The 12,544-nt window shown below is 53.6% G+C and carries 12 protein-coding genes and 1 pseudogene; 8 read left to right on the forward strand and 5 right to left on the reverse strand.

What is annotated here, in order from left to right; genetic code table 11:
- Nucleotides 1–48 precede the first annotated feature (48 nt).
- The 3 genes from ACSZO1_RS19315 to ACSZO1_RS19325 all read left to right on the forward strand — a co-directional run bounded on the left by ACSZO1_RS19315 (nt 49) and on the right by ACSZO1_RS19325 (nt 2,765).
- Nucleotides 49–1,350 carry a PTS sugar transporter subunit IIC gene (locus ACSZO1_RS19315; protein WP_437615556.1) on the forward strand — a complete coding sequence of 434 codons (1,302 nt, stop codon included), beginning with the start codon at nt 49–51 and terminating at the stop codon, nt 1,348–1,350.
- A 42-nt stretch (nt 1,351–1,392) separates the two neighbouring features.
- On the forward strand, nt 1,393–1,701 hold the full coding sequence (locus ACSZO1_RS19320) for a PTS lactose/cellobiose transporter subunit IIA (RefSeq protein WP_437615534.1): 309 nt from the start codon (nt 1,393–1,395) through the stop codon (nt 1,699–1,701).
- Nucleotides 1,702–1,769: 68 nt separating this feature from the next.
- A complete protein-coding gene (locus tag ACSZO1_RS19325; protein ID WP_437615536.1) occupies nt 1,770–2,765 on the forward strand; it encodes a LacI family DNA-binding transcriptional regulator in 996 nt (331 codons plus the stop codon).
- Nucleotides 2,766–2,816: 51 nt separating this feature from the next.
- On the opposite strand, the gene pheP is transcribed toward ACSZO1_RS19325, so the two are convergent.
- A complete protein-coding gene (gene pheP, locus ACSZO1_RS19330) occupies nt 2,817–4,211 on the reverse strand; it encodes a phenylalanine transporter (protein WP_437615538.1) in 1,395 nt (464 codons plus the stop codon).
- A gap of 259 nt (nt 4,212–4,470) precedes the next feature.
- Entirely contained in the window at nt 4,471–4,638 is a 168-nt protein-coding gene (locus ACSZO1_RS19335; protein WP_437615540.1) for a hypothetical protein, read from the reverse strand.
- A 73-nt stretch (nt 4,639–4,711) separates the two neighbouring features.
- Between ACSZO1_RS19335 and ACSZO1_RS19340 the strand changes: the two genes are divergently transcribed.
- The 3 genes from ACSZO1_RS19340 (at nt 4,712) to ACSZO1_RS19350 (ending at nt 9,198) form a co-directional block, all read left to right on the forward strand.
- Nucleotides 4,712–7,150 (forward strand): glucose/quinate/shikimate family membrane-bound PQQ-dependent dehydrogenase, encoded by a 2,439-nt coding sequence (locus ACSZO1_RS19340; protein WP_437615542.1) that lies wholly within the window; start codon nt 4,712–4,714, stop codon nt 7,148–7,150.
- 201 nt (nt 7,151–7,351) lie between these two features.
- Entirely contained in the window at nt 7,352–8,383 is a 1,032-nt protein-coding gene (locus ACSZO1_RS19345) for an alpha/beta hydrolase fold domain-containing protein (RefSeq protein ID WP_437615544.1), read from the forward strand.
- Between the two features lie 119 nt (nt 8,384–8,502).
- Entirely contained in the window at nt 8,503–9,198 is a 696-nt protein-coding gene (locus ACSZO1_RS19350) for an SDR family oxidoreductase (RefSeq protein WP_437615546.1), read from the forward strand.
- Between the two features lie 36 nt (nt 9,199–9,234).
- Here the strand turns inward: ACSZO1_RS19350 and ACSZO1_RS19355 are convergent, their stop codons facing one another.
- Complete coding sequence (locus tag ACSZO1_RS19355) at nt 9,235–9,786, reverse strand: RNA polymerase sigma factor (RefSeq protein WP_437615548.1); 552 nt, start codon at nt 9,784–9,786, stop codon at nt 9,235–9,237.
- A gap of 5 nt (nt 9,787–9,791) precedes the next feature.
- Nucleotides 9,792–10,178, reverse strand: a complete 387-nt coding sequence (locus ACSZO1_RS19360; RefSeq protein ID WP_437615550.1) for a hypothetical protein — start codon at nt 10,176–10,178, stop codon at nt 9,792–9,794.
- Nucleotides 10,179–10,300: 122 nt separating this feature from the next.
- Here ACSZO1_RS19360 and ACSZO1_RS19365 point away from each other — a divergent pair, with 122 nt between their 5' ends.
- Nucleotides 10,301–10,630 carry a DHCW motif cupin fold protein gene (locus tag ACSZO1_RS19365; RefSeq protein WP_437615552.1) on the forward strand — a complete coding sequence of 110 codons (330 nt, stop codon included), beginning with the start codon at nt 10,301–10,303 and terminating at the stop codon, nt 10,628–10,630.
- A gap of 590 nt (nt 10,631–11,220) precedes the next feature.
- Here ACSZO1_RS19365 and ACSZO1_RS19370 read toward each other — a convergent pair.
- The gene (locus ACSZO1_RS19370; RefSeq protein ID WP_437615554.1) at nt 11,221–11,601 is read right to left on the reverse strand and encodes a DUF2280 domain-containing protein; all 381 of its coding nucleotides are present in this window, start codon (nt 11,599–11,601) and stop codon (nt 11,221–11,223) included.
- A gap of 419 nt (nt 11,602–12,020) precedes the next feature.
- Between ACSZO1_RS19370 and ACSZO1_RS19375 the strand changes: the two are divergent.
- Nucleotides 12,021–12,349 (forward strand): annotated as a pseudogene (locus ACSZO1_RS19375) (hypothetical protein); the annotation flags it as partial.
- Between the last annotated feature and the right edge of the window lie 195 nt (nt 12,350–12,544).

Consider the following 12,544-nt stretch of genomic DNA (forward strand, 5'->3'; position numbering starts at 1 on the left):
CAGGCAACCGTCTGTGGTGTTTGCAGAGCTAAGATTGGCGGCTTAGCGTTGCACTTCGGAGTTGAATCCGCCTTATACAGCAATATTATTTCATTTATTGAAAAGAAAATTGCACCACTCGCCGGTAAGATCGGTGGTCAGCGTCATGTGCTGGCGGTGCGCGACGGTTTTATTTCGGCAATGCCGTTTATGATCGTCGGCAGTTTCCTGATGATTCTGGCATTTCCGCCGTTTTCCAAAGATACCACCTTCACTATCGGTAAAATCTGGCTGGAGTTTGCCACCAGCCACAAAGATGCCATCATGATGCCATTCCGCATGACGATGGGCATCATGACGATCTACGTCGCGGTAGGTATCGGCTACAACCTGGCGCAGGGCTATAAACTGAGCCCGTTAATGGGAGGCCTGCTCTCCCTGCGCTCTTTCCTGATTGTTGCCGCGCCGTTCACCAATGGCAATATTCCGGCGGCCTTCATGGGCGGAACGGGAATTTTCACCGCGTTACTGACTTCCATTTACGCCGTGGAACTGATGCGGTTTTTGAAAGACAAAAACCTCACCATCCGCCTGCCAGAACAAGTACCGGAAAAGATTGCTCAGTCCTTTGAGCTGCTGGTGCCCGTGCTGATTATGCTTGCCACCCTCTACCCGTTATCACTGTTGCTGCAACACTTTACCGGGATGCTGGTGCCCGAAGTGATCATGGCCGCGTTTAAACCGTTTGTTGCCGCCTCTGACAGCTTAGCCGCCATCTTAATCTGCGTACTCATTTCCCATCTGTTGTGGTTCTGCGGTATTCACGGTGCCGCGATTGTCACCAACTTATTGCAACCCTTCTGGCTGGCAAATATTGCCGCTAACCAGGCGGCGCTGGAACTGGGCCAGGTACTGCCACACAGCTTTGTTGACCCCTTCTGGCGTTTCTATATCGTCATCGGCGGCTGCGGTTCCACACTGGCGCTGGTGATTATGTATCTGCGCAGCCGCTCCGCACATTTACGTTCAATCGGCAAACTCAGCGTAGTGCCTTCGCTGTTTAACATTAATGAACCGGTGATCTTTGGCTCACCGATCATCATGAACCCACTGATGCTGATTCCGTTTGTGGGTGCCCCACTGATTAACGCCACCGTCGCCTGGTTTGCCCTCAGCTCCGGTTTTGTCGATAAGCCGATGTCGATTGTGCCGTGGACCACCCCGTCACTGCTGGGTGCGTCGTTGGCTGCAGGCTGGTCGTTCGGCCCGATATTGCTGGTGCTGACCAACTTTCCTATCTCCTGCGTGATGTGGCTGCCGTTCTATAAAGCCTATGAAAAACAGCTGCTGGCACAGGAAGCGAACGGGTAATCCGCCGCAGGTTTACGTTTAATCATTACAGGGTATAGAGTTATGGATCTTGAACTGGAAATTATGGAAATCATCACCAACGCAGGCGAAAGTAAAAGCGAAGCGATGATTGCGTTACAGCATGCGAAAAAAGGCGAATGGCAGGATTGCGATGATGCTCTCGCGCGCTCACGAGCAGCGGCAAGCCGGGCACATGCTGTGCAAACCCGGCTGATCGGACTGGATGAAGGCGAAGGCAAAATCCCGGTGACCTTAGTGATGGTGCACGCCCAGGACCATTTGATGACTTCCATGCTGGCAAACGATCTGATACAAGAAATGATTGAAGCCTATCGCAACAAAGTGTATTAAATCCATAATCTTAGAGAGACGATAAGCAATGTTTTATTCAGACATTGCTTATCTCACAATGGAATTTTATGTCAACTATCGTCGATGTTGCCCGCATGGCCAGCGTTTCACGCGCAACGGTCACCCGCGTCCTGAATGAACCCGAAAAGGTTAAACCAGAAACGCGGCGACGCGTTGAGCATGCTATCGAGGTTTTGCACTACAAACCCAATCTGAGTGCCCAGTCACTGGTCAGTAAAAGTAGTGGTGTGATTGGGATGCTGATCCCCAATAACGTCTCTGGCTTCTTTGGCTCCGTGATGAGCGCCGTTCATAAGGAAGTGAATGCCAGAGGGAAAATGCTGATGGTGCTGGAAAGCAGCAATCAGGCGGAAGAAGAAAATGCCCTTCGCAAACTGAATGAGATCAACTGTGATGGTTTTCTGCTCTACTCACGCCATTTATCGGCTACGGCGATACAGGCTTTCACTGGCAGCAAACCGGTCATCCTGCTTGATGCACCCGCCACCAGCGATATGAATGCCGTGTCATTTGATCACTACACCTCAGCCTTTGAGGCGACGAATAAGCTGATTGCGGCGGGTCACCGCCAGATTGCAGTGGTTGCCGGACCAGAATCCCGCCACAGTGCCAGCCAGCGCCAGAAGGGATGTATCGATGCCATTCGCGCGGCAAATCCCCACTGGGATGAACGCTACTGCGTGGCTGGTAGTTATGATCAGGTGTTCGGTGAGCAGGCGACGCTGACCCTGATTGAGCGCAAACTGGATTTCACGGCGATTGTCTATTGCGGCGAACGTGCCTGCTCCGGCGGGCTGCGCGCGCTGAGACTGCACGGCTTGTCGGTGCCGAAGGATATTTCGGTCATATCTTTCGACAGCTTCGGCCTGACGGAATATCTGGCGCCACACATCGACAGCGTGGTCTATCCGGTGAAAGAGATGGCGGAATACGGGGCGAAGGAAATTATGATGAAGATGCTCAACAAAGAGCATGTGCTCCAGTCGAAGCTCTTTTCCCACTACTTTATCAGCGGCCAGTCAATCAGCTCTCCGGGCCACTAAGCATATCAACTGCCCGCACACTGTCAGCATGCGGGCAGGTAAACAGATAAGTTAGCGCTTCTCTTTACGTAGCAGCTTAAACGCCACAAACAGGAACACAATCCACACCGGCAGCAGTAATGCCGAGGTGCGCATCTCCTCCATCGTGCACATCAGCACCAGAATCAGTATTAAGAAAGCAATACAGAGATAGTTTCCTGCCGGGTACAGCAGCGCCTTAAAGCGCGTGACGCGTCCCTGACGGCGCATGGCCGCGCGGAATTTCAGGTGCGCCAGACAGATCATAATCCAGTTCAGCAACAGCGTTGCCACCACCAGCGCCATCAGCAAGCCAAAGGCTTTTTGCGGCAACAGATAGTTGATCAGCACCACCAGCGAGGTAATCGCACCAGAGAGCAGCAGTGAGTTCACCGGCACACCGCGACGGCTGACACGCGTCAGGAATGCAGGTGCATTGCCCTGCTGCGACAGACCAAACAGCATCCGGCTGTTGGAGTACACGCCGCTGTTATACACCGACAGCGAAGCCACCAGGATGACGAAGTTCAGCGCCGAGGCCACCATATTGCTGTTCAGCTCATGGAAGATCATCACAAACGGGCTGCTGCTGGATTTGATCTCCATCCACGGGTAGAGCGACAGCAATACCACCAGTGAACCGATATAGAACAGCAGGATACGATACACCACCTGATTGACCGCTTTCGGAATCGTGGTATCAGGCGAATCGGCTTCCGCCGCAGTAATCCCGATCAGCTCCAGCCCGCCAAAGGAGAACATAATCACCGCCAGCGCCAGGATCAGTCCATGCCAGCCGGTAGCAAGGAAGCCGCCATGCTGCCACAGGTTATCCACGCTGGCACGCTCGCCACCGTGACCGGAGAACAGCAGCCACAGGCCAAAACCAATCATGCCGATAATCGCCAGCACTTTAATCAGCGCGAACCAGAACTCCATTTCACCGTACAGGCGCACATTCACCATGTTCGCGGCATTGATGACAATAAAGAACAGCGCCGCCCATATCCAGGTCGGCACTTCCGGGAACCAATACTGCATATAGATGCCGGCTGCCGTCAGCTCGGCCATGCCGACCAGCACAAACATCACCCAGTAGTTCCAGCCAGAGAGGAAACCGGCGAACGGTCCCCAGTATTTATAAGCAAAATGGGCAAAGGAACCGGACACCGGCTCTTCCACCACCATTTCGCCCAGCTGACGCATGATCAGAAAGGCAATCACACCGGCAATCGCATAGCCGAGTAACACTGCTGGGCCCGCCATCTGAATCGCCGGCCCAATGCCGAGAAACAGCCCGGTGCCAATTGCCCCGCCCAGCGCAATCAGCTGAATATGGCGGTTTTTCAGACCACGCTGTAATGCCTGTCCATTACCTGATGAAGCGTCCTGCCCTGATGCAGCAGAAACGGTTGACGCGTCTTTCACGTCCTACCCCTGTGTTGTTTTTATGAAGGGGCACGTTTTAGCACTTAGCAGGATCAGTATCAAGGAAGGAACGACGTATCACGCATCAGCAGAAAACAGCGCCAGGAATAATTTCATTACACGGCCGGGATCGTTCCGGCAGGTGCTTTGGTTATTTTTTGCTACGCTATTTGAGTAAATAAAACACAATTCACGCACGTAGCCACAATACGCCTCTTAGTTGTAGCAAAAATGCTATCGGCGTGTGAGTTTTGCGTTATCAATATTCACTTTTTAATGTATCAAATGGTACAATTTTGGCGCCGTCGGGCAGGAGAACCTTTATTTCACCAGGTATGCCTCCCGCATAACCGCGGCAGAACGGGCTTTGTTCTGTATCCTCAATGCTAAAGAAAGCCGTTACAAAACTGTTTCCAGCCGCAGGCATGGGGTTCTCCCGTGGCCGAAAGATGTGAATACGCGAGCAGGGACGTTTTATTTTTTTCAGGAGAGTTTGTGTTATGGCAGAAAATTCCGCTCGTCCCTGCAAAGGGTTGAGTATCCTGGCTGTGTTGTTCGGACTGGTGCTGCTTGCTACCGGTCTGTTCTTCGTCATTGGCGGCGGTAAGCTGGCCTCACTCGGCGGCAGCTGGTATTTCGTTATCGCAGGTATCGTAACGGTACTGGCGGCGGTTCAGTTCTTCCGCCGTAAATCCTCTGCGGTGGTCCTGTTTATTCTGGTATTTGCCGGTACGTTAATCTGGTCGCTGATGGATGCGGGCCTGGATTTCTGGCCGCTGATTTCACGTCTGATGGTGCCGACCGGCTTTATGCTGCTGTCGTTCCTGCTGTGGCCTGCACTGCGCAAGCGTGAAGGCAAAGCCCCGCTGGCGAAAGTCTCTTATACCCTTTCTGCTGTACTGGCGGTGGGTATGGTGGCGGCGTTCGTCGGCATGTTCCAGCCACATCCAACCGTCGCGTTCAGCGGTCAGCAACTGCCACTGGTGCCGGTAGATAAAGCGAAACAGCAGAAAGACTGGGATAACTACGGCAACACACCGGAAGGCAGCCGCTTTGTCGCGCTGGACCAGATCACCCGCGATAACGTGAAAGATCTGCAGGTGGCCTGGACTTTCCATACTGGTGATACGCCAGTCAGCCCTACCGGTAACGGTGCTGAAGATCAGCAGACCCCGCTGCAGGTGGGTAACACGCTGTATCTGTGTACACCGAACAACAACGTGATTGCGGTGGAAGCTGACAGCGGTAAGGAGATCTGGAAACGCGAAATTAACGCCAAAGCCCAGGTGTGGAACCGCTGCCGTGGTCTGGCGTACTTTGACGCCACTAAACCGCTGACACAACCCGACGTCCCAGGCTCAACGCCAGTAACGCAGGTCACTCTGCCGGCAGGTGATACCTGTCAGCGTCGTATCCTGATGAACACCATTGACGCGCGTCTGATTGCTATCAACGCCGACACCGGTGAATTCTGTGAAAGCTTCGGTAACAAAGGCATCGTCGACCTGAAAGAAGGTCTGGGTGAAGCGCAGGATCCCAAATATCAGCTGACTTCTGCCCCTACTCTTGCCGGCACCACTGTCGTGGTTGGCGGTCGCGTAGCGGATAACGTGCAGACTGATATGCCTGGCGGCGTGCTGCGTGGCTTTGATGTGATCACCGGCCAGATGCGCTGGGCGTTCGACCCAGGTAACGTTGATCCGAACGCACAGCTGCTGCCGGGTCAGAACTATGTTCGCAGTACACCGAACTCCTGGGCATCAATGTCCTACGATCCAAAAATGAACACCGTCTTTATCCCGATGGGCAGTTCTTCTGTGGATCTGTGGGGTGCCAACCGTACTGAACTTGATCACAAATACGGTGCCTCCGTTCTGGCACTGGATGCCACCACCGGTAAAGAGAAGTGGGTTTATCAGACCGTGCATAACGATCTGTGGGACTTCGACTTGCCGATGCAGCCTAGCCTGATCGACTTCCCGGAAAAAGATGGCACCACCAGGCCAGCCGTGGTGATCGGCGGTAAAACCGGCATGATCTTTGTGCTGGATCGTCTGACCGGTAAACCGCTGACCAAAGTCGAAGAACTGCCAATGCCGCAGGGACATATCCCTAACGAGCAGTACACCAAGACTCAGCCACACTCAACCGGTATGCCGCAGATCGGCAACCAGAAGCTGACCGAAGCGGATATGTGGGGTGCCACACCGTTTGACCAGTTGCTGTGCCGTATCGACTTTAAATCCATGCGTTACGATGGCCTGTTCACCGTACCGGATACGGATAAGTCACTGAGCTTCCCGGGTTCTCTGGGCGGTCTGAACTGGGGCAGCATCTCCACTGATCCAAATAACAATTACATCTTCGTCAATGATATGCGCCTGGGTCTGTGGGTGCAGATGATTCCGACGAAAAACGACGGAGCCAAAGCCAGCAACGGCGGTGAAGCGATCAACACCGGCATGGGCGCGGTGCCGCTGAAAGGCACGCCATATGCCGTGAACAAAAACCGCTTCCTGTCCGCACTGGGCATTCCATGTCAGAAACCGCCATTCGGTACTCTTTCTGCCATCGATATGAAAACCCAGCAGATCGTCTGGCAGGTTCCGGTTGGCACCGTGCAGGATACCGGCCCGATGGGCATTAAAATGCACGCGAAGATGCCAATCGGTATGCCAACTCTGGGCGGTACGCTGGCAACGCAGGGTGGTTTAGTGTTCATCGCCGGTACTCAGGACTACTACCTGCGCGCCTTCGATTCTTCTACCGGTAAAGAAGTGTGGAAAGCCCGTCTGCCAGTCGGCAGTCAGGGTGGCCCGATGAGCTATGTCTCACCGAAGAATGGTAAGCAGTACATCCTGATCTCCGCAGGCGGCGCACGTCAGTCGCCAGACCGTGGTGATTACGTGATTGCTTACGCGCTGCCGGAAAGCAAGTAATCCGCGCTTAACACAGCCAACAGGCCAGCCATGCTGGCCTGTTTTTTTCCCGCATCCCCTTCCCTGTTTTATCCATTCCGTCCTCGCAACCTATCGGATTTTTAAATCATTATCCGCCAAAGCCAGCGTTATTCTTTTTAAAAAGAAACTGTTAGCCTGCAGGCAGACACCATTACAACCCTATAAATCAGGCGATAAAAAATGAGAAAACAGCTAATTACCCTACCGGGAGGCTTACTGATGGCGCTACTGATGGCTTCTGCATCTGCCGCAACCCCGGCATTGAATGGTTTCACCGAAGGCGCGCAGGTGATGCAGGTAGCAGTGAAACAGGGCCAGACCGATCTGATCAGCGATGTCGTCTACGCGCAAGTCAAAAGCACCCGTGCCGTTCGCGCTTTGCATATGTCGCTGCTGGTGCCACGTACCAGCGACCTGAAACCAGCGATTGTCTATTTCCCTGGCGGCGGTTTTACTTCCGCGGATTACGATAAATATATCGAAATGCGTCTGGCACTGGCACAGGCTGGCTTTGTTGTCGCTGCCACCGAATATCGCGTGGTGCCCAATACCTTCCCGGCGCCGGTCGTCGATGGCAAAGCCGCCGTGCGCTATTTACGTGCTCATGCGCAGGAATATGGTATCGACCCACAGCGTATCGGCGTGCTGGGTGATTCCGCTGGTGGCTGGCTGGCACAGATGCTCGGCACCACTAACGATGAGAAGCAGTTTGACCAGGGTGACTTTACCGATCAGTCATCCGCCGTGCAGGCAGTAGCAACACTGTATGGCATCTCCAATCTGCTGAATATCGGCGAAGGGTATGCGGAAGAGATCCAGAAAGTACACCGTTCTCCGGCCGTCACTGAGGCGCTGCTGGTACACGGCGCAGCGTTTCGCAACTTTGCTGGCGCAACCATCGACAGCGATCCCAAAAAAGCGCTGGCGGCCAGCCCGATGGGACATATCAGTGGTAAAGAACCGCCGTTCCTGATTATGCACGGCAGCGCCGATCCGCTGGTATCACCGCAGCAAAGCGCCCAGCTGTTCAACGCGCTAAAGGCCAGACATGACAAAGTGGATTACGTGGTGCTGGAAGGCGCCCAGCATGGCGATCTGAGCTGGTTCCAGAAACCCGTGATTGAGCGGGTGGTGAACTGGTTTACCCAGACGCTGGGCGCGCCAGTGAAAGCGCAGAGCAGCGGAAAAGGTGACAAGAACGCGAATTTATAACCGTTCTTAACAGCAGGAGCCCGCGGCAGGGCTCCTGCGGGATAGCTTATATCAACAACGCATTTGCTGGCTGGCAAAAATGGCTTAGAAATAAGCCACAACCAGCAAGGAGATGCGTTATGTCAGCAACATCAGCCGTAAAAAAAATTGCTATCGTCAGCGGTGGTAACAGCGGTATCGGCCAGGCGATTGCAGAAAACCTGGCGCGTGACCACCATGTGTATACCCTGAGCCGCCGGGCTGCCAGCGACTCCCCTTTTGTCAGCCATGCGGCAATCACGCCCGTCAGTATCGATATCGTCGATCATGCCCGGGTGGCGGAGTTTATCGCCAGCCTGCCGCGTATTGATGTGCTGATTCATTCCGCGGCAATCGCGAAACGTTTTCGTGTCGCTGACGCCGCGCCTGATGACTGGCAGCAACAGTTTGCCATTAATCTGTTTGCCCCTGCAGAACTGACACGCCTTGCGCTGCCACTGCTGCGCCAGCATCAGGGCCAGGTTGTGTTTATTAATTCCGGTTCGGGCACTCGTCCCCTGCCAGGTCACGCGGTCTACTCCGCCAGTAAATTCGCCCTGCATGCTCTGGCGGAAGCGCTGCGTAATGAAGAGCGACAGCATGGCGTGCGGGTCGCCACTGTCTATCCCGGCCCGACAGCCACCCCGATGAATCCGCTAACAGCAGAAGAGAACGAACAGGATAAAAGCGCACCGGCGTCCGTTGCCAGTGCGGTGCGGCTGATCGTTGACAGCACACCGGATTCACAGATAACAGAACTGGTGGTAAGGCCGTTTAATGATCCTGCGGCACGTTGAGCCCGCCATAATATCGCTGCGCACTGAATGTGCGCTTCAGGGCAGCATAATCTCATCATACAGCGCCGCCAGCCGGGCACGCAGATAACGCACCGCTTTGTGCTTACGGGATAACAGGGTCTGCACGGGCAGATCCATTTCTGCTGCCAGCTGTTTATAACTGCAATCCTCCAGCTCGGTTTTGATAAACACCTCGCGTTGCGCCGCAGGCAGGTCGGCCAGCGCACTGTCCAGTTCATCCCAGAACAGTGCATTCAGCCGCGCGTCTTCCGGCGTTTGCGCCACGCCGAACAGCACCTGCTGCAGATTCTCGTCCATATCATCGCCGTCAGGATCGTCGGAAAACAGCCATTCACGCTTTTTCCGTGCCCGATCCGTCATCTCATTACGCGCTGCGCGAAACAGCCAGGCGGCGACATTCTCCACGGGTTGCTCGACATTTATTAACTGCAGGGTGATTTCCTGCAAAATATCGTCTGCCTCTTCACGCACAGCCGTGCGGCGACGAATAAACGCCGCTATTTTCGCCCGGCAGGCGGCCAGGGCATCCAGCAGGCTGGCAGACCTGTCGTTGTCGCTTTCAGCCATTACGGTCACTCATTATCCGCAGGTTTCTGCCCTTCTCCCTGTGGCGGCGTATCACGGCCACCACGCCAGTGCTCACGGCCCCGCCCACGCCGGTGCATCTGAAAGAAGGCGCGTCGTTCATCATCACTCATCCTCATCCAGCGGTCGCGCAGCTGACGGTTATCACGCGCCATTTTAAACATCATCGGCCCCATACCCATGCCACCAAACAGTATCCGGCACAGCACCAGCAGCCCAAGCGCATTCCAGAAGCTGATACTCTTCAGACCAAATAAATCAGGGATCAGTGCATTCCACAGTGACATAACCAGCAGCGTCATAACCACTGCCATGGCGAGGAATACCAGAGCAAACTTTGCCGGATGACGGCGGTGACCACGGAAATCTCTCATGTTGTCTCTCCACAATAATGATGTCGTACTGAAGTAGACGAATGAGCGACAAAAATATTGCCAACAAAATGCTGATTTGCTCTAAATAGAAGATAATTGCCTGAACTGACAAGGAAAATAGTATGCAGATTAATAACATCCCGTTTGGCATCACCAACTGGGAAGAAGTGGAAACAGAACGTCACCCGGGTGAGCAAGGCTATGCCTTGTGGCGTACCGCGAAGTTTGGCGATATCCGTGTCAGGATCGTTGAGTATTCACCGGGTTATCTGGCCGATCACTGGTGTCTGAAGGGGCATATTCTGCTGTGCCTCGAGGGTGAATTGCATACTGAGCTGGATGATGGACGAACCTTTACGCTGACACCGGGCATCAGTTATCAGGTTGCGGATAATGCGGAGGCGCACCGCTCTTCTACCTCTGTTGGGGCGAAGTTGTTTATTGTTGACTGAGTTTTATCAGATACAACGGGAATACAACATTAAAACCATGACCAACAGCCTGCGTCATCAGGGGCCGGGCGAAAGCCGTGCAGGCGACCAGACTCGATTTTTCGGGCGTTGAGCTTCATTTGGGGGCATCGCAATCCATTGAACGGGCCGTGCCCCCAATGATGCCCCCAAAAGGGTGTAGCTTTCAACAGTTCTTAGAAGACGTCAGAAGACCAGAAATTCAGTGCTGATGCGGGAGCCTACAGGATTCAACATTACACCGCATATTTATGTAATTTATGGTTTTTTATTAATTCAATTTTCTTACATACCCCCAAATGTACCCCCAAATGTTTTTGTGTGGCACTTTTGCAGCTCCTTTATCGCGCCGCGGAGGCTATCCGCCAGCCGATCACCCGTCACCAGTTCTATCCGCTTTTTGGTGGGAACCACCGTGGAAACCTCATGCCTAGAAACCACATTTTTACTGGATACCGGAGTGAATACCTTGCCGGTGGATACCAGCGCCTCAACATAATGGCCAGTGAACTACGAAAGCTTCGTAGTGCTCCCCACACTTCCTTTTTGAGCAGGAGTGATACATCACCGGCTTACTTTTTATTCCTCTTCACGTAGGCGTCACCACACTCCCTGGCTGCCTGTTCAAGTAGCTGGGCCGTCATGGCGTAGTTGCTTCTGCTTTCTGCCTGTACGGCCATCCTGTCCAGCGACCGTAGACGGTAAGCTTTATTGGCGATAGGGATCGTTGATAGTTCTTTCTGTAGCTGCGCACGGGTGAAAGTGAACAACTTCACCCACTTAGGGGCCAGCTTTCTGCCGTTCGCCTTCGTTGGGTCGTGTGACTCCACCTGCTGGCGGGTAATACTGATGCCAAACTCTTCCCGGACAGATTCCACTACCTGAGTCGGTGTGTCATAGCATGCCAGCGCCTGTACGATGAATGCCTTAACTACCGGGGTAAGTGCCGCCATGAATCACCATCCTGTCATACTCTGTCAAAATTATGCTCAACCTTAACACAGACGCTCAGCAGCACGGCAGCAGAACCACTGACAGTTACCCTGTCCACATTCCGGTTACAGCTGCAAGCCACTGGCAGTGACTAACAAAGCCGCCTGCTGCCCACCATTACCATGATGACCTGATGCGACTTTCTTAGCATCACTCAACAATTAAATGAATAGCAAGTTTGCCTGGTCTTTCGTGAGTCAGCTGGCCGCCGATGCTGGCACAGCTGTGGGTAACAGCCCGGCCAACAGCTGAAAACTCGCGCCGATGTTGAGCGGCCACAAAGTGTCTTACACCGTCTTACGGTGGAAAAATTGTATCCTCAATCTCCTATCCGGTACCGTCGTATATGAGCAATCTCTGTCTGTTACTTTCCGCCTGACTAATTGATGCTGTAAGGCAGAAGGTAGGCCAGCCCATCAGCAACCCGGATCACCGCGTACTGGAGCTGGTGGAACGTATGGAAATGGCAGCAGCGGCCCTGATACGTTGTAAGAAGGGCATTCCTCCGCAGCCTTACGTTCAGCGTGTGGTGATAAAGATTGTGGCAGACACATCAGGGAGGGCTTTGATAACGGCCGCATCATCGCAGAACGCTTAAATGAGGCTGGATTACAGACTAAGGCGGGCAAAGCGTGGACAAAGGGCATCTACAGTGCATGGAAGCGGCAAGATGACAATGCTGATAGATTAAGGCTTTTGCTGCTCTGAAAGGTGTTAACCACTATGTCCCGGGGTAGAGTTGATGATTCGGATCAAGCCAGACAACATGGAACACGTTGCCGATGAAAAAGCCATGTATGCGACCATGCTCATTACGCGATATAGCAAACCGCGAATTCAGATAATAAGTGCAACGCTTGGTCATGTGGATGGAGGGACGGTTAGCTACCGATAAGCTATCCT

This window comes from Erwinia sp. V71 (assembly GCF_965644245.1).
GTDB lineage: Bacteria > Pseudomonadota > Gammaproteobacteria > Enterobacterales > Enterobacteriaceae > Erwinia.

Bases quoted from the DNA above. Each gene is read 5' to 3' on its own strand.
- ACSZO1_RS19320 (WP_437615534.1), top strand. From the start codon at position 1,393: ATGGATCTTGAACTGGAAATTATGGAAATCATCACCAACGCAGGCGAA.
- ACSZO1_RS19325 (WP_437615536.1), top strand. From the start codon at position 1,770: ATGTCAACTATCGTCGATGTTGCCCGCATGGCCAGCGTTTCACGCGCA.
- ACSZO1_RS19335 (WP_437615540.1), bottom strand. From the start codon at position 4,638: ATGCCTGCGGCTGGAAACAGTTTTGTAACGGCTTTCTTTAGCATTGAG.
- ACSZO1_RS19340 (WP_437615542.1), top strand. From the start codon at position 4,712: ATGGCAGAAAATTCCGCTCGTCCCTGCAAAGGGTTGAGTATCCTGGCT.
- ACSZO1_RS19345 (WP_437615544.1), top strand. From the start codon at position 7,352: ATGAGAAAACAGCTAATTACCCTACCGGGAGGCTTACTGATGGCGCTA.
- ACSZO1_RS19350 (WP_437615546.1), top strand. From the start codon at position 8,503: ATGTCAGCAACATCAGCCGTAAAAAAAATTGCTATCGTCAGCGGTGGT.
- ACSZO1_RS19355 (WP_437615548.1), bottom strand. From the start codon at position 9,786: ATGGCTGAAAGCGACAACGACAGGTCTGCCAGCCTGCTGGATGCCCTG.
- ACSZO1_RS19360 (WP_437615550.1), bottom strand. From the start codon at position 10,178: ATGAGAGATTTCCGTGGTCACCGCCGTCATCCGGCAAAGTTTGCTCTG.
- ACSZO1_RS19365 (WP_437615552.1), top strand. From the start codon at position 10,301: ATGCAGATTAATAACATCCCGTTTGGCATCACCAACTGGGAAGAAGTG.
- ACSZO1_RS19370 (WP_437615554.1), bottom strand. From the start codon at position 11,601: ATGGCGGCACTTACCCCGGTAGTTAAGGCATTCATCGTACAGGCGCTG.